At 61.8% G+C, this 17,114-nt stretch carries 20 protein-coding genes; 6 read left to right on the plus strand and 14 right to left on the minus strand.

Annotation, left to right across the window (positions count from 1 at the left end; all coding sequences use genetic code 11):
• Window positions 1-154: 154 nt before the first annotated feature.
• From AMM41_RS17085 to AMM41_RS17110, 6 genes are all read right to left on the minus strand, one after another.
• A complete protein-coding gene (locus AMM41_RS17085; RefSeq protein ID WP_089961965.1) occupies window positions 155-1,870 on the minus strand; it encodes a long-chain-fatty-acid--CoA ligase in 1,716 nt (571 codons plus the stop codon).
• Between the two features lie 45 nt (window positions 1,871-1,915).
• Window positions 1,916-3,067: an acyl-CoA dehydrogenase family protein gene (locus AMM41_RS17090; protein WP_089961969.1), complete on the minus strand. Its 1,152-nt coding sequence runs from the start codon at window positions 3,065-3,067 to the stop codon at window positions 1,916-1,918.
• Window positions 3,068-3,074: 7 nt separating this feature from the next.
• The gene (locus AMM41_RS17095) at window positions 3,075-3,902 is read right to left on the minus strand and encodes an SDR family NAD(P)-dependent oxidoreductase (protein ID WP_089961973.1); all 828 of its coding nucleotides are present in this window, start codon (window positions 3,900-3,902) and stop codon (window positions 3,075-3,077) included.
• Window positions 3,903-4,389: 487 nt separating this feature from the next.
• Window positions 4,390-4,809, minus strand: a complete 420-nt coding sequence (locus AMM41_RS17100) for a MaoC family dehydratase (protein ID WP_089961977.1) — start codon at window positions 4,807-4,809, stop codon at window positions 4,390-4,392.
• Between the two features lie 10 nt (window positions 4,810-4,819).
• Entirely contained in the window at window positions 4,820-5,272 is a 453-nt protein-coding gene (locus tag AMM41_RS17105) for a MaoC family dehydratase N-terminal domain-containing protein (RefSeq protein ID WP_089961981.1), read from the minus strand.
• 58 nt (window positions 5,273-5,330) lie between these two features.
• The gene (locus AMM41_RS17110) at window positions 5,331-6,524 is read right to left on the minus strand and encodes a lipid-transfer protein (RefSeq protein ID WP_089961986.1); all 1,194 of its coding nucleotides are present in this window, start codon (window positions 6,522-6,524) and stop codon (window positions 5,331-5,333) included.
• Window positions 6,525-6,671: 147 nt separating this feature from the next.
• Between AMM41_RS17110 and AMM41_RS17115 the strand changes: the two genes are divergently transcribed.
• Both AMM41_RS17115 and AMM41_RS17120 read left to right on the plus strand, forming a co-directional pair.
• The gene (locus tag AMM41_RS17115) at window positions 6,672-7,259 is read left to right on the plus strand and encodes a type II RES/Xre toxin-antitoxin system antitoxin (RefSeq protein ID WP_089961990.1); all 588 of its coding nucleotides are present in this window, start codon (window positions 6,672-6,674) and stop codon (window positions 7,257-7,259) included.
• Window positions 7,259-7,753 (plus strand): RES family NAD+ phosphorylase, encoded by a 495-nt coding sequence (locus tag AMM41_RS17120; RefSeq protein ID WP_089961994.1) that lies wholly within the window; start codon window positions 7,259-7,261, stop codon window positions 7,751-7,753. Before AMM41_RS17115 ends, AMM41_RS17120 begins: the two co-directional genes overlap by 1 nt.
• Window positions 7,754-8,076: 323 nt before the next feature.
• Here AMM41_RS17120 and AMM41_RS17125 read toward each other — a convergent pair whose 3' ends face one another.
• Entirely contained in the window at window positions 8,077-8,409 is a 333-nt protein-coding gene (locus AMM41_RS17125) for a type II toxin-antitoxin system RelE/ParE family toxin (RefSeq protein ID WP_089961997.1), read from the minus strand.
• A complete protein-coding gene (locus tag AMM41_RS17130; protein WP_053173107.1) occupies window positions 8,406-8,672 on the minus strand; it encodes a type II toxin-antitoxin system Phd/YefM family antitoxin in 267 nt (88 codons plus the stop codon). Before AMM41_RS17130 ends, AMM41_RS17125 begins: the two co-directional genes overlap by 4 nt.
• Window positions 8,673-8,816: 144 nt before the next feature.
• Between AMM41_RS17130 and AMM41_RS17135 the strand changes: the two genes are divergently transcribed.
• Window positions 8,817-8,996, plus strand: coding sequence for a hypothetical protein (locus tag AMM41_RS17135; RefSeq protein ID WP_228769333.1), 180 nt, complete (start codon window positions 8,817-8,819; stop codon window positions 8,994-8,996).
• A 96-nt stretch (window positions 8,997-9,092) separates the two neighbouring features.
• Here the strand turns inward: AMM41_RS17135 and AMM41_RS17140 are convergent, their stop codons facing one another.
• The 3 genes from AMM41_RS17140 to AMM41_RS17150 all read right to left on the minus strand — a co-directional run bounded on the left by AMM41_RS17140 (window position 9,093) and on the right by AMM41_RS17150 (window position 13,223).
• Window positions 9,093-10,145 (minus strand): AraC family transcriptional regulator, encoded by a 1,053-nt coding sequence (locus AMM41_RS17140; RefSeq protein ID WP_089962005.1) that lies wholly within the window; start codon window positions 10,143-10,145, stop codon window positions 9,093-9,095.
• A 361-nt stretch (window positions 10,146-10,506) separates the two neighbouring features.
• Window positions 10,507-11,691 (minus strand): CaiB/BaiF CoA transferase family protein, encoded by a 1,185-nt coding sequence (locus AMM41_RS17145; RefSeq protein WP_089962008.1) that lies wholly within the window; start codon window positions 11,689-11,691, stop codon window positions 10,507-10,509.
• Complete coding sequence (locus AMM41_RS17150) at window positions 11,688-13,223, minus strand: class I adenylate-forming enzyme family protein (RefSeq protein ID WP_089962012.1); 1,536 nt, start codon at window positions 13,221-13,223, stop codon at window positions 11,688-11,690. The genes AMM41_RS17145 and AMM41_RS17150 overlap by 4 nt, the downstream gene beginning before the upstream one ends.
• A 216-nt stretch (window positions 13,224-13,439) precedes the next feature.
• Between AMM41_RS17150 and AMM41_RS22485 the strand changes: the two genes are divergently transcribed.
• The 3 genes from AMM41_RS22485 to dapD all read left to right on the plus strand — a co-directional run bounded on the left by AMM41_RS22485 (window position 13,440) and on the right by dapD (window position 15,044).
• Window positions 13,440-13,598 (plus strand): BrnT family toxin, encoded by a 159-nt coding sequence (locus tag AMM41_RS22485; protein WP_368664975.1) that lies wholly within the window; start codon window positions 13,440-13,442, stop codon window positions 13,596-13,598.
• A 93-nt stretch (window positions 13,599-13,691) separates the two neighbouring features.
• Window positions 13,692-13,988 carry a BrnA antitoxin family protein gene (locus AMM41_RS17160; RefSeq protein WP_089962016.1) on the plus strand — a complete coding sequence of 99 codons (297 nt, stop codon included), beginning with the start codon at window positions 13,692-13,694 and terminating at the stop codon, window positions 13,986-13,988.
• Window positions 13,989-14,066: 78 nt separating this feature from the next.
• Entirely contained in the window at window positions 14,067-15,044 is a 978-nt protein-coding gene (gene dapD / locus AMM41_RS17165) for a 2,3,4,5-tetrahydropyridine-2,6-dicarboxylate N-succinyltransferase (protein WP_089962020.1), read from the plus strand.
• A 105-nt stretch (window positions 15,045-15,149) separates the two neighbouring features.
• On the opposite strand, the gene AMM41_RS17170 is transcribed toward dapD, so the two are convergent.
• From AMM41_RS17170 to yjjJ, 3 genes are all read right to left on the minus strand, one after another.
• The gene (locus tag AMM41_RS17170) at window positions 15,150-15,440 is read right to left on the minus strand and encodes a BrnA antitoxin family protein (RefSeq protein ID WP_089962023.1); all 291 of its coding nucleotides are present in this window, start codon (window positions 15,438-15,440) and stop codon (window positions 15,150-15,152) included.
• Window positions 15,427-15,693 (minus strand): BrnT family toxin, encoded by a 267-nt coding sequence (locus AMM41_RS17175; protein ID WP_089962026.1) that lies wholly within the window; start codon window positions 15,691-15,693, stop codon window positions 15,427-15,429. The genes AMM41_RS17170 and AMM41_RS17175 overlap by 14 nt, the downstream gene beginning before the upstream one ends.
• 62 nt (window positions 15,694-15,755) lie before the next feature.
• Window positions 15,756-17,087 carry a type II toxin-antitoxin system HipA family toxin YjjJ gene (yjjJ, locus tag AMM41_RS17180; protein ID WP_089962030.1) on the minus strand — a complete coding sequence of 444 codons (1,332 nt, stop codon included), beginning with the start codon at window positions 17,085-17,087 and terminating at the stop codon, window positions 15,756-15,758.
• Window positions 17,088-17,114: the final 27 nt, after the last annotated feature.

Consider the following 17,114-nt stretch of genomic DNA (forward strand, 5'->3'; position numbering starts at 1 on the left):
TCGGTGGCTTTAGCCCCGACATGCAGCCTGAGCCGAAGCCCGCCATGTCGGACCTGAAGGTACCGACCTACAACTGCAAGCGATGGCTTGCGGGCCACGGGCACCCCATCGCCAGCAGGGCTGGCTCCTACACAACAAGCGGGGTGCGGGTGGGTCATGGGGTCGCCTGTGGAGGGGTTGCGGCCAAGCGCGCGCGTTCTTGCTCTTGCAACTGACGCCAGAGGATCTTGCCGGTGCCCGACTTGGGCAGGGTGTCCACAAAGCGCACGATGCGCGGGGTTTTGTAGGCGGCCATGTGCTCGCGGCTCCAGTCGATGAGGTCTTGCTCGGTGACTTGGCCTTGGAAGGCAGGCTTGAGCACCAAGAGGGCCATCACGTTTTCGCCGCGCTTGTCGTCGGGCACAGCAATCACGCAAGCCTCGTGCACCGCCGGGTGTTCGTACAGGGTGTTTTCCACCTCGGCAGGCCAGACCTTGAAGCCCGAGACGTTGACCATGCGCTTGAGGCGGTCGCGCATGAAGAAGTAACCCTCTTCGTCCACACTGGCCAGGTCGCCCGTGCGGAAAAAAATTTGGCCATCGAGCTCAAAAAATGAAGTCTGGTTGGCGCTTTCGTTTTGCCAATAGCCACGCATGAGTTGCGGGCCACGCGTGACCAGTTCACCCACTTCGCCCACGGGCAACTCGCGCAGGGTTTCCGGGTCCACGATGCGCGCGTCCACACCGGGCGTGATGACGCCCAGGCACTGGCGCTTGCCGCGTGCGGGCGGGTTGCCCAGCAAAAATGAGGCGGTCTCGGTCATGCCGTAGGCCTCGTTGTAGGCGATGCCAAAACGCGTTTGGAGCAAGTTCGCCACCGTCTCGGGCATGGCCGCGCCGCCGCCCGCCAAAGCCGACAGGCTGCTCAAGTCGCGCTGCGCGGCGGCCGGGTTGGCAAAGAAGTCGATCAGCATGGCGGGAGGTGCAGACCAGGTCGTGACGCGGTGCTTCTCGATCAAACGCGCCGCTGAGGCCGCATGCCAGCGCGGCAGCATGACCACGGTGGCACCCAGCGTGATCGGCACGTTCAGGCCGCCTTGCATGCCCAACATGTGGAACAGCGGTGCCACGGCCAAAAACACCGAGTCCATGTGCATGCTGCGCCAAACCTGCGCAGCCATGTTGGACGCCAGCACCGTGGCATGGGTGTGCATGCAGCCCTTGGGGTGGCCGGTGGTGCCCGAGGTGTAGGGCAGCACACACAGGTCGTCGCTGCGCGGGTGCTCTGCAGGCGCGGGCAAGGCCTGTGCGATGGCGTCTTCGAGCCCATGCAGGCCCGGAGCCTCGGGCCACTGGCGCGGGGCGAGCACAACATCAGGCACCTCATCCTGCACTTCGTCGCTGACGGGCTGCGCGGGCAAGCCTTCTGAATAGGCATGCACCAACACGGCTTGCAAGGCATCCGGGTTGCCAGCTTGCAGCAGCGGCATGACCTGGGGCAACAACTCTTGCGCCACCATGGCCACGCGTGCGCCGCTGTCTTGCAGGTAGTAGCGGATTTCGCTTTGCGTGCACATGGCGTTGACCGGCACCACCACCGCCCCAGCGCGCATGATGCCGTAGTAGGCCACCACGTATTGCGGGCAGTTCTGGCTCATCAGCAAGACCCGGTCGCCGCGCTGCACGCCCAGGCGCTGCACAAGGTAACCGGCCAGCGCCTCCACACGCGTGAGCAGCGTCGCGTAGCTCAGCGTGCTGCCGCAAAAAATCACGGCAGGCTTGTTGGGGTAGCGCTCGGCCGCGACCTGAACGTAATGCGTGAGCGGCACCTGCGGCAGGCTCAGCGTGCGCGGAACGCCTTTAGGCCAATAAGGCAAGGACGATGTGGACATGAGTGGCTCTTAAGGCGGGTGCGGTGTGGGGGTCACAAACGGTGATCACAAACTTCGCGAGATCAGCTCTTTCATGACCTCGCTGGTGCCGCCATAAATGCGGGTCACACGCGAGTCCACAAAGGCACGGGTGATGGGGTATTCCATCATGTAGCCGTAGCCGCCGTACAGCTGCAGCAATTCGTCGAGCGCTTTGCCGAGCTCTTCGGTGGCAAAGAGTTTGGCCATGGCACCTTCTTGCACGGTGAGCTTGCGGCGCAGGTGTTCGGCCAGGTACTGGTCCACCATCATGCGCACGGCGGTGGTGCGGACTTTGATTTCGGCCAGCTTGAAGCGGGTGTTCTGAAAGTCAAACAGCGGTTTGCCAAAGACCACGCGCTCTTTGGTGTAACGCACGGTCTCGTCAAACATCGCTTCCATCTTGGCGGCTGCACCCAGTGCGATCACAAAACGCTCTTGCGCCAGCTCTTGCATCAGGTAGGCAAAGCCCTTGTTCTCTTCGCCCAGGATGTTGCTCACGGGCACGCGCACGTCTTCAAAAAACAGCTCGGCGGTGTCGGCCGCTTCCTGGCCCATTTTGTCGAGCTTGCGGCCTTTGCGAAAACCGGCGCGGTCGGCTTCGACCAAGATCAGCGACACGCCCTTGGCACCCAGCTCGGGCTCGGTCTTGGCCACCACCACGACCAAGTCGCAGTTCAGGCCGTTCGAGATGAAGGTCTTGGCACCGTTGATGACGTAGTCGCCCCCCTCGCGGCGCGCCGTGGTGCGGATGGCTTTGAGGTCGCTGCCCGCGCCGGGCTCGCTCATGGCAATGGCCAAAATGACTTCGCCCGTGGCGCATCGCGGCAACCACTGGGCTTTTTGTTCTGGCGTGCCCAGGCGCTCGATGTAAGGGGCCACCACGTCGGAGTGCAGGCCAAAGCCCAAGCCGCTCACACCCGAGCGGCCAATCTCTTCGACGATCACGGCCGCGTGGCCGAAGTCGCCACCGCCGCCGCCCCATTCAGGGTCCATGGTGGCGCAGAGCAAACCCTCGCGTCCGGCTTTGAGCCAGGTTTCGCGGTCGACTTTGCCGTCCTTGTCCCACTGGGCTTGGCGGGGTTTGCATTCGCGCTCCAAAAAGCGGCGCACGGTGGTGCGCAGCATTTCGTGGTCTTCGCGGAAGACGCTGCGGGGGAAAGTGAGGATGCTGTCCATACGCGCCTTAAGGACGGCCGCCGCCACAGACCAACACCTGGCCGCTGACGTAGTTGGATTCGGGGATGCAGAACATGTAGACCGCGCCTGCGGCTTCTTCAGGCGTGCCGCCCCGGCCCAGCGGGATGGTGGATTCGGCGGCCTTCAGGCGATCAGGCTGCACGCCGACGGCGATGGTGCGGCCCTGAATCTCCACGCTGGCGTCGCCTGCCGTCAGGGGTTGCGTCAGGCGCGTCATGATCAGGCCAAAGGCCACGCTGTTGACGTTGACCTTGTAACGGCCCCACTCTTTGGCCATGGCTTTGGTCAAACCGTTGATGCCCGCCTTGGCAGCGGCGTAGTTCGCTTGGCCTGCGTTGCCGTACACGCCCGAGGTGGACGAGATGTTGACCACCTTGCGGTGCTTGGATATGCCGGCTTCGGCTTCGCGCTTGGCCGCTTCGCGGATGAAGCCCGAGGCGGCGCGCAAGATGCGAAACGGCGCTGTCATGTGCACGGCCAGCATGGCTTCCCACTGCTCGTCGCTCATCTTTTGCAGCACGTTGTCCCAGGTGTAACCGGCGTTGTTGACGATGATGTCGATGCCGCCAAACGCGTCGAGTGCGGTTTTGACAAAGCGGTCGCCAAAATCGTTGTCGGTCACACTGCCAATGCAGGCCACGGCCTGGCCGCCGCTGGCGACGATGTCGGCCACGGTCTGCTCGGCCGGGGCTTGGTCGAGGTCGTTGATGACGAGGCGTGCGCCTTCACTGGCCAGCTTGAGCGCGATTTCACGGCCGATGCCGCGACCAGAGCCTGAGACCAGGGCCACTTGGCCTTCGAGTTTGCGGGTCATGAGGAGTCCTTTTCTATGGCATATTGAAGTTTGAAACGTGTGCGCAATTCTTCTCGTAGGTCGGTGGCTTTAGCCCCGACATGACTTGCTTCGGCGCAGGCTGCATGTCGGCTCTGTTGCCACCGACCTACATCTTCGATGTTTGCGATTCATGAGCAATCCTTTTCTACGGCATGCTGAAATTCGAAATGTCTGCGCAAGTCATCTCGTAGGTCGGTGGCTTTAGCCCCGACATTGCTGACTTTGGCGCAGGCTGCATGTCGGCTCTGTTGCCGCCGACCTACATCTTCGATGTTTGCGATTCATGAGCAATCCTTTTCTACGGCATGCTGAAATTCGAAATGTCTGCGCAAGTCATCTCGTAGGTCGGTGGCTTTAGCACCGACATTGCTGACTTTGGCGCAGGCTGCATGTCGGCTCTGTTGCCGCCGACCTACAACATCTTTGGACATTGAATAGTTCACAGGGCCGAATCAATCCTGATGTTTCAGGCCAACGCCACCACGGCGTCGCCCGCCAGCTTGACCTGGCCTTCGGCGTTGTCGGTGGTCAGCGACAGGCGCACGCGGCGCTCGCCATCCACTTCAAACTTTTCGGTCACCTGGCCTGTGCAGGTGATTTTTTCGCCCACCTGCGTCATCGCGGCAAAGCGCACGCTGTAGTCGCGGATCGCCGTTTGCGGCACCCAGTTGGTAAGCAGGCGGGCCAGCCAGCCCATGGACAACATGCCGTGCGCGATCACGTCGGGCAAGCCCGCGATGGCGGCGAAGTCGGTGTCGACGTGGATCGGGTTGTGGTCGCCCGATGCGCCGCAGTAAAGCGCCAGCGTGAGGCGCGAAACGGGCGGCAGCTCCAGCGCAGGAATGGCGTCGCCCACTTGCAGGGCATCAAAAGAGGGGAGTGTCATGGGGGTTTCCTTATGCACTGACGCCGTGGCGCAAAACGGTCACGGCGCGCAAGTCGGCCACATGCTCGCCACGCTGGTTGCTGACACGGGTTTTGCGGACGACGAATTCGAGTGCGCCGCCCTTTTTGTCGTAGATGTCTTCGATGCGCTGCTCAAAACGCAGCACATCGCCCGCATAGGCCATGCGGTGAAAAGTGAAGCCCTGCTCGCCGTGCAGCAGCTTGCGGTAGTCCATGCCCAGCAGGTTGCGGATCGCGGCCGGGTCGGGCGACTCCATCTCCAGGCAAAACAAAAACGTGGGCGGCACGGGCAAGGCCGGGTGCCCGGCATCGCGGGCAGCTTCTTCGTCGGTGTAGACCGGGTCGGTCTGGCCCGTGGCCTTGGCGAAGAATTTCAGGCGGCCCTTTTCCACCAGCACCTCGAAGGCGGGCATGGTGTGGCCGATGTATTGGCGGTCGATCATTTTTCACCCCCTTGGGGGGCAGCGACTACACGAAGTGAGGAGCGTGGGGGCTTCATATTCACACCTTTTGGTACAGCGTGACCACACAAGCACCGCCCAAGCCCAGGTTGTGCTGCAGCGCCAAACGTGCGCCTTCGACCTGGCGCTGCTCGGCTTGGCCGCGCAACTGCGAGACCAGCTCGTAGCACTGCGCCAGCCCGGTGGCCCCCAGCGGATGCCCCTTGGACAGCAGGCCGCCAGAGGGGTTGGTGACGATGCGCCCGCCGTAGGTGTTGTCGCCGTCCACGATGAACTTTTCGGCGGTGCCTTCGGGCGTGAGGCCCAGGCCTTCGTAGGTGATGAGTTCATTGGCCGTGAAGCAGTCGTGCAGCTCCACCACGTCCAGGTCTTCGGGGCCGATGCCTGCGGCTTCGTAGACCTGTTTGGCCGCGTTGGCCGTCATGTCGTAGCCCACCACGCGGCGCATGTCATCGCTCTCGAAGGTGCTGGGGGTGTCGGTGGTCATGGCCTGTGCGGCAATCACCACACTGGCGTCCAGCTTGTGCTTTTTGGCAAAGTCGGCCGAGCAGACGATGGCGGCCGCCGCGCCGCAGGTGGGCGGACAGCACTGGTAGCGCGTGAGCGGACCAAACACGGTGGGCGAAGCCATCACCTCTTCGAGCGAGAGCGTCTGGCGAAACACGGCCAGCGGGTTGCGCGCCGCGTGCTGGCGCGCCTTGACAGAGATGCGGCCAAAGGTGTCGGCGCGGATGCCGTATTCCTTCATGTAGTCCAGGCCCGCGCCCCCAAAGAACTGGGCGGCACGGGGCGCGGCCACATCAAAGCCCTGGTGCGCGGTCATGACCTCGACAAAGCGGGCCATGGGCGCGGGACGGTCTTGGTAAGCCCCTTTCAGAGGGCCGGGCACCATTTGCTCAAAACCCAGCGCAATGGCGCATTCGACCATGCCACTCTCCACCGCCTGGCATGCCAAGTACAGGGCACTGGAGCCGGTGGAACAGTTGTTGTTGAGGTTAAAAACCGGGATGCCGGTCAGGCCCACGCCGTAGATGGCCGCTTGCCCGGCGGTGGAATCGCCATAGACATAGCCCACATAGGCCTGCTGCACAGCGTCGTAAGGCACACCCGCATCGTCAAGCGCCAGCTGAGCCGCCCGCGCACCCATGAGGTGGTAGGACTCACTGGCCCCGGGTTTGGTGAAGGGGATCATGCCCACGCCGACGACGTGAACTGCGCGCTTGCTAACGGCCATGCCTGCTCCTTGAAAGGGTTCGATACGTACAAAGTATCGAGCGCCAAGGAGGCTTTACCAATCGCCAATCAGGTCAAGATGATTGGCAGGAAGTGACATTTTTGATGATCACACAGCCTGAATTAATGTCTATAATCAGACAATTAAATGACCAAATTGGACAACGCCATGCACTCAATAGCAAAAATCGACGCGCCTGGCTCTTCGAGCAAAAAACCCCGGCGAATGGCCATCGCCCGAAAAGTCAAGAAAACGGACGTTTTTGTGACGACATTCGTGAGCAAGAAAACCGCAACCATCGATCTCCATAAAGCATTGCCGACCGGTGGCCAAAATCCATCGATTTTTACCTTGGTGCGTTGCAATTTATGGGATCAAACGGTCTTCGTCCGACAAGGCTTATCGTCCAAAACCGTTGTCGAAATGTGCGATGCGTTGGCCATGCCTCGGGCCAGCTTTCTGGATTACCTCCAGCTGCCCAGAAGCACAATTGAAGCACGCATCAAAAATAATACCCCGCTGACCCCCACCGAAGGGGATGCGGTACTTCGCTCAGCCAAGGCCTTGGTCAGGGCACAAGAGGTCTTTGAAGACAGCCATGCTGCATCGTCCTGGCTGAAGCGGGAGATCAGATCTCTTGGTGGTGTGACACCGGTGTCGCTCATGGACACGGACAGTGGCTTCGAGCTGGTGATGCACACGCTGGGTCGGATCGAACACGGCGTGGTGGCTTGATGCCTGCCAAGAGCGCCGCCCCCACCACAGTCTGGCGAATAGCCAAGCACACCAAAGACTTCCGAGCGGAGGACCTCAGTGGAGGAGGGGCCGCTGCAGTGGGTGGCCGTTGGAACGCGGTGGGACACCCTGTGGTGTATGCGGGCACATCGATTGCGCTGTGCACACTGGAAACGCTGGCACACATCGGCGATGACATCGCCTGCAGAAACAGGTTTCTGGTGGGCATCGAAATCCCGCACAAGTTGTGGGAGGCACGTCAGGTGGTTGCCCCAGACAGCTTGCCCAAAACCTGGGTCGCCGAGCCACCCGGCATGGACACGGTCAATGTGGGTAATACATGGCTCAAAAGCTGCGACAGCTTGCTGCTGCTGGTGCCCTCAGTCATTGTTCACGAAGAGTTCAATGTGCTGATCAACCCCAAGCACAAGGACGCAGACAAGATCAAAGCCCAAGTACACAGGCCCTTCGTCTACGACCCTCGCCTTGCTTGAGTGAATTGAGGCGTTCGTTCAATGTCAGTCAGAGAAACTGCGCTGTCAACTTATGCACAGCTCTTGCGGCACGGGGTTAGCCATTGCAGCAAAGAACGAATGCTAGGATCGATTTAGACCAAGATTGCGTGAACTGATCATCTCCCGCAGGCGCAGCGTCTGTCTGGCGCGCTACGCATGGGTCGATGTGTTGGACCGGGTCATGGTGGCCAGGATTTGGCACCAACGTGAAGCGGGTTACCAAGATGATGATGTTTGAGCGTTGAGGCCTCAAAACCCGATTCAAGACGGGACGGGGTCACGCCGAGTGTGCGCCTTGGCGATCAAGCAGCGAGCAAGCGATCCATCAAATGTCGCCTGAAATCGCGCATGCTCGGTATGAACATGTAAACGGTCAAAAGCGCATCAGAGGTCTGGTAAACCACATAGGCATTTTTGTACTGATATCTTTTGAATCCAGTCAAGCCCGTGCCATCGAGTTCAAAGATGTTGTTGCCCAGTTCCGGATTCGTTGCCAATTGATGGAGTTTGACTTTCCATTCGTGATTGATTTCAAGCCAAGTTTCAGCCCCAAATTTCTGCGTCACGTAGGTTTTGATTCTTCGGTAATCTGATTTTGCCGACTGAAGAATCACAACTTTTCTGGGGCCTGTCATTCTTCACGCGCCATTTCGCTGAAGAAGTCATCAGCCTCTTGAAACTGGCCTTGAGCCAACTCTTTGTTACCCATGGCAATCAGCTTTAAGAGTGCCATGGTTTCTTGTTGTTGCTCGTAGGCTTGGATATCGAGCACCACCATCTTGGCTTCACCGTTTTGCGTGATGATCAACGGATCAGGGTTGGTGGCGAAGTTTTTAATGATGTCGGCAGCGTGTGACTTGAGATATGAAATAGGCTTGATTTGTTGAGCGAGTGACATGGCCGCCTCAGAAGTAAATTCAGACCAAATATAGACCAAATTTGGTTCGCGTCAAGTTCACACCCAGCCTGCAACGTCGTCAACAACTCAGTCTCAGTCGCATTCTCCGTCTGCGCTTTGTGCTGCTGTAAAGAAAGCTTGCAAGTGTTGACGCATCAACCCGGCATAGGTCGCCCGGTGGAAGGTGGTTTGCGTGAACTGATCATCTCCCGCAGGCGCAGCGTTTGTCTGGCGCGCTACGCATGGGTCGATGTGTTGGACCGGGTCATGGTGGCCAGGATTTGGCACCAGCGCGAAGCGGGTTATCAAGATGATGAGGTTTGAGCGGTGAGGAAATCCAAGCGCATGAGGACGATGGATGTGGGTCTGCGAGGGTTGATCGCGGCGAGGGCGCCGCTCCCACAAGGAAACCCACTCAGCTCAGGCCTGCACTTCGCCTTCAGCCGGTTCGTTGTGCGCCTGGCGGTACGCCCCTGGCGTCAGCCCCGTCCAGCCTTTGAAGGCGCGGTGGAAAGTGCTGGCTTCTGAAAACCCCACGCGGGCTGCTACTTCCAAGAGCGGCAGGTCGGTCTGGGTGAGGTACTCGACGGCCACGTCGCGGCGCAGGGCGTCTTTGATCATTTGGTAGCCCTGGCCTTCGCGCTGCAGGCGGCGGCGCAGGGTTTGGGGGGTGGTGGCCAGCATGTCGCTGATGGCTTCGAGCGAGGGCATTTCTTCTGCCAGGTAGCGGCGCAGCATGCGGCGGATGCGCTCGGTCAGGCTGGCCTGGTCGCGGTATTTGACAAGCAGGCAGGCCGGGGCCTGTTGCAAAAACTCTTCTACGCTTTCGGTGTTTTGCACCACGGGCAGGTCGAGCCATTTGGCGTCGAAACGGTAGCCCCATTCACCGTCCATCAGGCGAATGGGGGCCTGGAACAGTTTGGACGCATCGCTGCGCCGGGCCACATCGCGGTCTTGGTAAACGACTTCATCCACCGGGATACGCCGCGCCGCCAGCCAGCACATGACGCCGTAGCTGAGGAACATGAAGACCCGCACGGCGTAGGCCTGGCGATCATTCAGGGTGTGGCGCGGACTCATGCGCAGATAAGCCACGCCGCCGCTGACCACCAAGCGCGGCACAAAATCGGGCAAGAGCGCGTGGTAGTAACGCAGCCCGGCGCGCACGGCCTCACCCAGTTTGCGGTGGCCCACCAGCATGCGGCAGCCCATGGCAAAAGAGCCCAGGGGCAGCGCGGTGGTGCTCAGGCCCCAAAACTCGTCGCGGTGGTGGCGCACCAGCGCGGTCATCAGGCGGGCAAACTGGGCTTGGGTGACCCGCGCCAGTTTGGATTCGAGCAGCGCGGGCAGGATGCCTGCACGGCGCAGCACGGCAACGCGGGCGTTATCGTCCTCGATGGCCATGAGCATCTGCACCACCTGGTAGGCCGCGATGGTGTGCTGAATGGGCGGGGCGTTGGGCGGGCGGGTCATGAAGCAGTTGTCAGAGGTTCGGTACGGTGAAAGTTCATCAATGGTTTTGCGGGTTTGGCCTCAAAATCAACATGGTTGGCTTTGCCGCTGGCTGCATGTCGGGGCTGAAGCCGCCGACCTGCGAAAAACCACTGGCTCCCCGTAGGTCGGTAGCTTTAGCTCCGACATGGCTCGCTTCGGCGCAGGTCTCATGTCGGGGCTGAAGCCGCCGACCTACGAATACCGCCTCCGTAGGTCGGTAGCTTCAGCTCCGACATGGCTCGCTTCGGCGCAGGTCTCATGTCGGGGCTGAAGCCACCGACCTACAAGATGCGTTGATTACGGGGGCAATTCTGACTTCAGGGCCTCGAATACGAGGCCTCTATCCTACGACTTTGCGTTGGCACAAAACATCAATCGCGGCGTCATCGAGTCCCGCAGCGGTCAGCAGCTCGCGAGTGTGCTGGCCCTGCAGGGGCGCGGGGCGTTGCACTTCAAAGCGGTAGCCGCTCATCTGCACTGGCATGGCCAGTTGTGTCATGGTCTCGCCCTGCGCGGTTTGCACCTGCACCCACATGCCCCGGTCTTGGAAGTGGGGCAGCTTTTGCGCCTCGTCGAGCTTGAGCACAGGGGTCACGCAGCAGTCGGCACCATCGAGCAGCTGCGCCCAGTGGGCCAGGGGGTGGGCTTGCACCGCTTGGGCGACTTCGCGCCGCACCCAGTCGTTCAAGGCCTGCGTTTTGGGGATGTGGTGCTCGGCCAAATCAGGGCGGCCCAGCAAGGTGCAAAAGGTGTCCCAGAACTTGTGCTCAAAAGCGCCCACGGCCAGGTAGCGGCCGTCTTGTGTGGAGTACAGGCCGTAGCAGGGCAGCGCGCCGGTCAGCTTGTCGCCACCGGGCGCGGGCACGCGGCCCCGGCTGTGCAGGCCAGCGAGCGGGATCACCGCGTGGGCCAGCACGCCATCGGCAATGGCCACGTCCACATGGCGGCCTTGGCCGGTACGCTGCGCGTCAAACAGCGCGGCCAAGATGCCCATGACGGCGGGCATGGTGCCGCCCAGCAAGTCGCCCATGGGCAAGTTGGACAGGGCCAGCTCGCCCGACGGCGTGCCCACTTGGTCGGCCACGCCGGCATAGCCGCAGTAGTTCAGGTCGTGACCGGCCTTTTGGCTCAGCGGTCCGGTCTGGCCGTAGCCGCTGATGCTGCAGTACACGAGGCGCGGGTTGCGGCTGTGCACCACGTCGTAACCCAAGCCCAGCCGGGCCATCACACCCGGGCGAAAGCCTTCGACCAGCACGTCGGCGGTCTCGCACAGCTTGAGCAAAAGCTGCATGCCTTCGGGGTGCTTCAGGTCCAGGCGCATGCCGCGTTTGTTGCGGTTGAGCATTTCGCGCACCGGTGGTGAGGCGTAGTCGCCCGCGCCCAGGTCTTCGATCTTGATGACGTCGGCGCCCAAGTCGGCCAGGTGCAGGGTGCACATGGGGCCTGGCAGCAGGCGGGTGAGGTCGAGCACGCGCACGCCTTGCAGCGGCGGGCGGTTGGGCGAATGGGTGGCGGTGCTGCTCATGCGCGTGCTGCGGTCTTGCGCAGTTCGGTTTTTTGGACTTTGCCTGCAGCCGTGAGCGGCAGCTTGTCGCGAAATTCGTAGCTCTTGGGGCACTTGAAGCCACTGATCAGCGCGTGGCAGTGCGCCGAGAGTTCTTCGCCGCTGGCTTGCGCGCCGGGTTTGAGCACCACAACGGCGTGCACGGCCTCGCCCCATTTCTCGTGGGGCACACCAATGACGGCGCACATCGACACCGCCGGGTGGCTGGTGAGGGTGCTTTCCACTTCGGCCGGGTAGACGTTTTCGCCGCCGGTGATGACCATGTCTTTGATGCGATCGATGACGTACAGGTAGCCGTGGGCGTCCATCACGCCGCCGTCACCGGTGTGCAGCCAGCCGCCTGCCAAGGCCTTGCGGGTGTCTTCTTCTCGGCCCCAGTAGCCTTGCATCACCGCCGGGCCGCGCACCAGGATCTCGCCGTGCGTGCCTGCGGGCAGCTCTTGGCCCTCGGCGTCGGCGATGCGGATCTCTGCCGACACCCCGGCCTGCCCCGCCGAGCGGATGCGCTCGCTGTCCAGAAAGGCCGGGTCACGGGAAATCGGCAAGGTCGAGACGGCGGCCGAGGTTTCGGTCATGCCGTACACATGGATGAAGTCCACATCAGGGAAAGCCTGCAGCGCACGCCGCAGCAGCGGCAACGTGATGGGTGCCGCGCCCCACAAAATGCGCTCCAGCTTGGGCAGGCCCTGCGGGTCAAAGCCGGGGGTGTCGAGCAGCATTTGCAGCATGCTGGGCACGATGACCAGGTCGTTCACGCCTTCGCGGGCCATGATCTCGACCACGGGCTGGGGCTGAAATGCTGGAACCGTCACGCAGGTGCCGCCCACCACGGTCTGTCCCAGCATGCGGCCCAGCCCCGCCACATGGAACATGGGCGAGGTGAGCAAGGTGACGTAATGCGGCGGGTTGGGCACCTCGGCCATGCGCCCCACCAGCGAGGCCCAAAGGTTGCCGTGCGAGAGCATCACGCCCTTGGGGAAGCCGGTGGTGCCCCCCGTGTAAACGATGGCGGCCAGCGTGTCTGGGGCGCTGCGCACATCTTCCATGGGCACGGCTGCAGCCCGTTGCGCCTCCAGCGGCAGATAGCCTGCCGGGGCTTGGGCTTCGCCGATGTAAAAACGCTGCCGCAGGGTCGGCAGGGCGTCGGTCATGGCTTGCGCGGAGGCCATCAGGGCATCGTCCACCGCCAGCGCGTTGGCCCCGCAGTCGTTCAGGGCGTAGGCCACTTCGGCCGCTGTCCAGCGGGTGTTGATCGGGTTGATCACCAGCCCGGCCCAGGCACCTGCCAGCAGCAATTCGATCATGCGGTCGCTGTTCAGCGCCAGCACCGACAAGCGCTCGCCCGGTTGCAAGCCCAGCGCACGCAGGGCCGAAGCGGTGCGGGCCACGCGGTCCACCAGTTGCCGGTAGGTCTGGCGGCGCGTACCTGTGACGGTGGCGATCTTGTCGGGGTGCCTTTGCATCGAGCGGTGCAAACCAGCGGTGAGGTACATGCTTGTGTCTCCATCGGCACGGCCTGATTTCGGCCGTCGCCATGGGGTGATTGCACCGCGCAGGCGGGGCGGCCGCAATCGCTGCAAGGCTCAAAGGAGTTGGCAGAAAGTGACAGGGCGTCAAGCTCAAACATCCTTTGGGGGCCCAACAAGCTCTACCCCATGAGCTTTACTCACAGCATTGACACATTGATTTTTAGTAGCTACATTAATACAATGCGTATTGAGTTCGATCCGATCAAAGACGCCTCGAATCAGATCAAACATGGTCTGTCTTTGGGCATGGCCGAAGAACTCGACTGGGAATCCGCGCTGGTATGGGTTGATGATCGGTTTGAGTCCAACGAGATGCGCATGATCGCTCTCGCGCCCTAGACCGAAACCCTTTACTACGTGGCATTTGTTGACGGGTACCAACGCGAAGAATCATCAGCCTTCGCCGTGCCAATCGACGGGAGGTAAAGCACTATGTCGAAAATTTCTAAGCGCCCGACTGTCCGCATGCCCAGCGTGCAAGAGGACAAGGCCATCACCGCCGCCGCCCGCAGCGATCCGCATGCTCAGCCGCTCACGCCCACGCAATTGCAGGCCATGGTCCCGCTCAAAAGTTTGCGCGGTCGCCCCAAGTCCGAGAACAAAAAACAGCTGGTTTCGGTGCGCTACAGCCCCGAAGTGCTGGCCTATTTCAAGTCAACAGGCGAAGGCTGGCAGTCGCGCATGGACAGCGTGCTGCGCCAATATGTGGCCAGCCATTCGAGACCCTAAGTCGCCATCCCCGATAATCACGCCTTCAGATTTCCCCCGGCCCGCACGCACTGCGGGCCATTTTTTCGGAGCAACACCATGAGCACTTTCCAAACCACCGGCGCACGCGCCACCGGCCTGGCCACCATCGCCGCTGACGGCACCGTGCTGGACACCTGGTTCCCCGCCCCCGAACTGGCCGCCGATGTGGCCGCCAGCGGCAGCACGCGCCTGACCGAAGCAGAAGCCGTGGCGGCCCTGGGCGCTGATGTGGCCCAGGCCTTGGCCCCTTGCGCTGTGCGCAACGCCACCGTGGTCGCCGTGCGCACCGAAATCAAGTCCTTGGCCGACGCGCCCGCCGACACCCACGACGCTTACCTGCGCCTGCACCTGCTGAGCCACCGCCTGGTGTTGCCACACGGTGCCAACGTGACCGGCATTTTTGGCCTGCTGCCCAACGTGGCCTGGACCAACTTTGGCCCCTGCGCCCTGGCCGATGTGCCCGCCGCCCGCCTGAAAGCCCGTGGCACCGGCCGCGTGCTCGAGATCAAGGGCCTGGACAAGTTCCCGCAGATGACCGACTACGTGATCCCGTCGGGCGTGCGCATCGCCAACGCCGACCGCGTGCGCCTGGGCGCGCACCTGGCCAGCGGCACCACCGTCATGCACGAAGGTTTTTGCAACTTCAACGCCGGCACGCTGGGCTCCAGCATGGTCGAAGGCCGCATCAGCGCGGGCGTGGTGGTGGATGACGCCAGCGACATCGGCGGCGGCTCGTCCATCATGGGCACGCTGTCGGGTGGCGGCAAAGAAGTCATCAAAGTGGGCAAGCGCTGCCTGCTGGGTGCCAACGCCGGCATCGGCATCTCGCTGGGCGACGACTGCATCGTGGAAGCCGGTTGCTACATCACCGGCGGCAGCCGCGTTCAGCTGCCCGACGGCAGCGTGGTCAAGGCTAAAGAGCTGTCCGGCAAAAACGGCATCCTGTTCCGCCGCGATTCACAGTCGGGCGCGCTGCACGCCATTCCGCGCAACAAGAGCTGGGGCGAGTTGAACGCTGAGTTGCACAAGAACTGATTTTTCCGGTTTTTTTAAAACGAACGGCGTGCCCACGAAAGTGGGCACGCCGTTTTGATGTGGCGAATACGGCAAGTTCTATGACGCCATCACGACCTACGGCGGTCAAGGCGTGATCGGGTGCTCCGCAATGTATTGGCGCAGCGCCGAATCCATTCGGGTTTGCCACCCCTGCCCTGTGGCGCGAAACTGTGTGACCACATCACGGGAGAGTCGGATGGTGATGCGCTCTTTGGTCAACTCGGCTTTAGGACGCCCCATGCGCAGGCGAGGCTTAACCGAGGCCCACTGTTCATCCGTGAAAGGCAAGGCGTCGGGGTCGGTCATCGCAGCAGCGGTGATCGCTGCATCTTCTGTGTCCGTGACAGAAATATGGGTCGGTTTAAGTTTCGGCATAGCGTTTCACCTCGCGTTGGTTAGCCTTTCGCAGGCTGATGATTCTTCTCTCCTCGCCACGGACAACGAAGACCACATCAAACAGCCGATCGCCGATGTAACCAATTCCGGCAATACGTTCCTCGCCATAGTCTTGACGTTGATCAGGCCAGGTCACTGCATCCATCCATTCAAAACCCGCAGCCGCAGCCAGAGACACGCCATGCTTTTGGGTGTTTTTGGCGTCCTTAGCTTGGTCAAACTGGATGCTCATTCAACTTATTGTATGGACAATAACTTAACAGTCAATGACTGAGGGTGAGCACCACGCTTCACTCAAAGCCCCTGCACCACCCCAGCATTGGCCCGCGCAACCGCGCGAAACTCGTCACCGATCCTTGCATGCACAGCCGCGCTTTGCCAAAACTGCAAGGCCAACTCACGCGCTTTTGGCCAGACATTCAAGGTGTGTGCATTGGGGCGCGGCAGCTGGCTGGACCAGTCTCGCGCCACCACTTCGCCTGCCACCGGAGCGTAATACATGGGCAACATGTCGTAAGCCGGGGCCAGTTGCCAGCGGTGTTGGTGCAGCAACAGCGACACATTGCCGTGGTGGCGGTCGGTGTTGGCGATCAGGGCGCCAAAGGCGTCTAGCAGGCACAGGGTCTGAATGTCGGCAGCACTCAGGCTTTCGGTGCCTGCCCGCCCAGTCTGCATGGCGGTTGCTGACCATTGCGATCCGATGCCGATGTAGTGGGCGTCGTACATCTCCAAAGACACCATGCCAACGCGGCCCTGGCGGGTGCGGTCAAAGCGTCGACTTTGCAAAAAGACGCGGCCACCGGCCTGCACGATGTCGGTCTGTGCGGCGGCAATGCCTGCGGCTTGCAGTGTTTGCAAGGCCAGTGCCTCGCACACCAGCAAGTCGCGCCAGCGCTGGTCGGCCGGGCCATTGCCTGCGGGCGAGAACTTGACCAGCACAGGCACGCCATGGGTCACGGCGCAAAACTTGGGTTGCTCACCACCTGCGCTGGAGCCCGGTGCTGCGCTGCCCAGGGCTAGCAGGGCCAGACGCGGGTAGTCTTGAACAGGTTCACTCACCACCGGGGCGGCGCTGCGGCTGGGTGGCAGGGCCAGGTAACGGTCGAGCGAGGCGCTGCCGATCAGCAGGTTGCCGGGCAAGTCTTCACCTGCACGCACCAGCGCCAGCAGGATGTGGTCATCGCTCCAGTGCGCCAAATGCGGGGGCAAGACCAACTCGGGGTGCGCTTGGGCAAAAGCCCGACCCATAAAGCCCTGGGGACGGGTGTCCATCAAAAACCAAGGCAAGCTGGGGTGAAACTCACTGCGGCCATGGGCCTTGTCGGCTTCGTCCATCCAAAAACCGCCTCCGGGCAGCGGGTACAAGGTGCCAAAGTTTTGCAGCTCGCCACTGAGCAGCACTTGGTGGATGAGCACCTGCCGCCCCACACCCGGCACATCGCGTGGCAACAGATATCGCTGCGCCCGGGCTGCGCCCACCTTGACCACTTGGCCTGATGCCAACAAGGGCACAAGCAAACGCGAGACGGTGGGCTGGCTCACGCCCAACTGCGCCTGCAGCTCGGGGCTGCTGGCATGGCCGTTGTGGCGTCGCAGGATCGCGATCAGGGTGTCTGCGGGATTCATTGAATGGATATATGAATAGATATTTCA

The organism is Limnohabitans sp. 2KL-3, from assembly GCF_001269405.1.
In the GTDB taxonomy this organism is placed as follows: domain Bacteria; phylum Pseudomonadota; class Gammaproteobacteria; order Burkholderiales; family Burkholderiaceae_C; genus Limnohabitans_A.

What these genes read in the sequence shown, in the direction of transcription:
- AMM41_RS17085 (WP_089961965.1), bottom strand. Translation starts at nt 1,870, where the DNA reads ATGTCCACATCGTCCTTGCCTTATTGGCCTAAAGGCGTTCCGCGCACG.
- AMM41_RS17090 (WP_089961969.1), bottom strand. Translation starts at nt 3,067, where the DNA reads ATGGACAGCATCCTCACTTTCCCCCGCAGCGTCTTCCGCGAAGACCAC.
- AMM41_RS17095 (WP_089961973.1), bottom strand. Translation starts at nt 3,902, where the DNA reads ATGACCCGCAAACTCGAAGGCCAAGTGGCCCTGGTCTCAGGCTCTGGT.
- AMM41_RS17100 (WP_089961977.1), bottom strand. Translation starts at nt 4,809, where the DNA reads ATGACACTCCCCTCTTTTGATGCCCTGCAAGTGGGCGACGCCATTCCT.
- AMM41_RS17105 (WP_089961981.1), bottom strand. Translation starts at nt 5,272, where the DNA reads ATGATCGACCGCCAATACATCGGCCACACCATGCCCGCCTTCGAGGTG.
- AMM41_RS17110 (WP_089961986.1), bottom strand. Translation starts at nt 6,524, where the DNA reads ATGGCCGTTAGCAAGCGCGCAGTTCACGTCGTCGGCGTGGGCATGATC.
- AMM41_RS17115 (WP_089961990.1), top strand. Translation starts at nt 6,672, where the DNA reads ATGACCAAATTGGACAACGCCATGCACTCAATAGCAAAAATCGACGCG.
- AMM41_RS17120 (WP_089961994.1), top strand. Translation starts at nt 7,259, where the DNA reads ATGCCTGCCAAGAGCGCCGCCCCCACCACAGTCTGGCGAATAGCCAAG.
- AMM41_RS17125 (WP_089961997.1), bottom strand. Translation starts at nt 8,409, where the DNA reads ATGACAGGCCCCAGAAAAGTTGTGATTCTTCAGTCGGCAAAATCAGAT.
- AMM41_RS17130 (WP_053173107.1), bottom strand. Translation starts at nt 8,672, where the DNA reads ATGTCACTCGCTCAACAAATCAAGCCTATTTCATATCTCAAGTCACAC.
- AMM41_RS17140 (WP_089962005.1), bottom strand. Translation starts at nt 10,145, where the DNA reads ATGACCCGCCCGCCCAACGCCCCGCCCATTCAGCACACCATCGCGGCC.
- AMM41_RS17145 (WP_089962008.1), bottom strand. Translation starts at nt 11,691, where the DNA reads ATGAGCAGCACCGCCACCCATTCGCCCAACCGCCCGCCGCTGCAAGGC.
- AMM41_RS17150 (WP_089962012.1), bottom strand. Translation starts at nt 13,223, where the DNA reads ATGTACCTCACCGCTGGTTTGCACCGCTCGATGCAAAGGCACCCCGAC.
- AMM41_RS22485 (WP_368664975.1), top strand. Translation starts at nt 13,440, where the DNA reads ATGCGTATTGAGTTCGATCCGATCAAAGACGCCTCGAATCAGATCAAA.
- AMM41_RS17160 (WP_089962016.1), top strand. Translation starts at nt 13,692, where the DNA reads ATGTCGAAAATTTCTAAGCGCCCGACTGTCCGCATGCCCAGCGTGCAA.
- dapD (WP_089962020.1), top strand. Translation starts at nt 14,067, where the DNA reads ATGAGCACTTTCCAAACCACCGGCGCACGCGCCACCGGCCTGGCCACC.
- AMM41_RS17170 (WP_089962023.1), bottom strand. Translation starts at nt 15,440, where the DNA reads ATGCCGAAACTTAAACCGACCCATATTTCTGTCACGGACACAGAAGAT.
- AMM41_RS17175 (WP_089962026.1), bottom strand. Translation starts at nt 15,693, where the DNA reads ATGAGCATCCAGTTTGACCAAGCTAAGGACGCCAAAAACACCCAAAAG.
- yjjJ (WP_089962030.1), bottom strand. Translation starts at nt 17,087, where the DNA reads ATGAATCCCGCAGACACCCTGATCGCGATCCTGCGACGCCACAACGGC.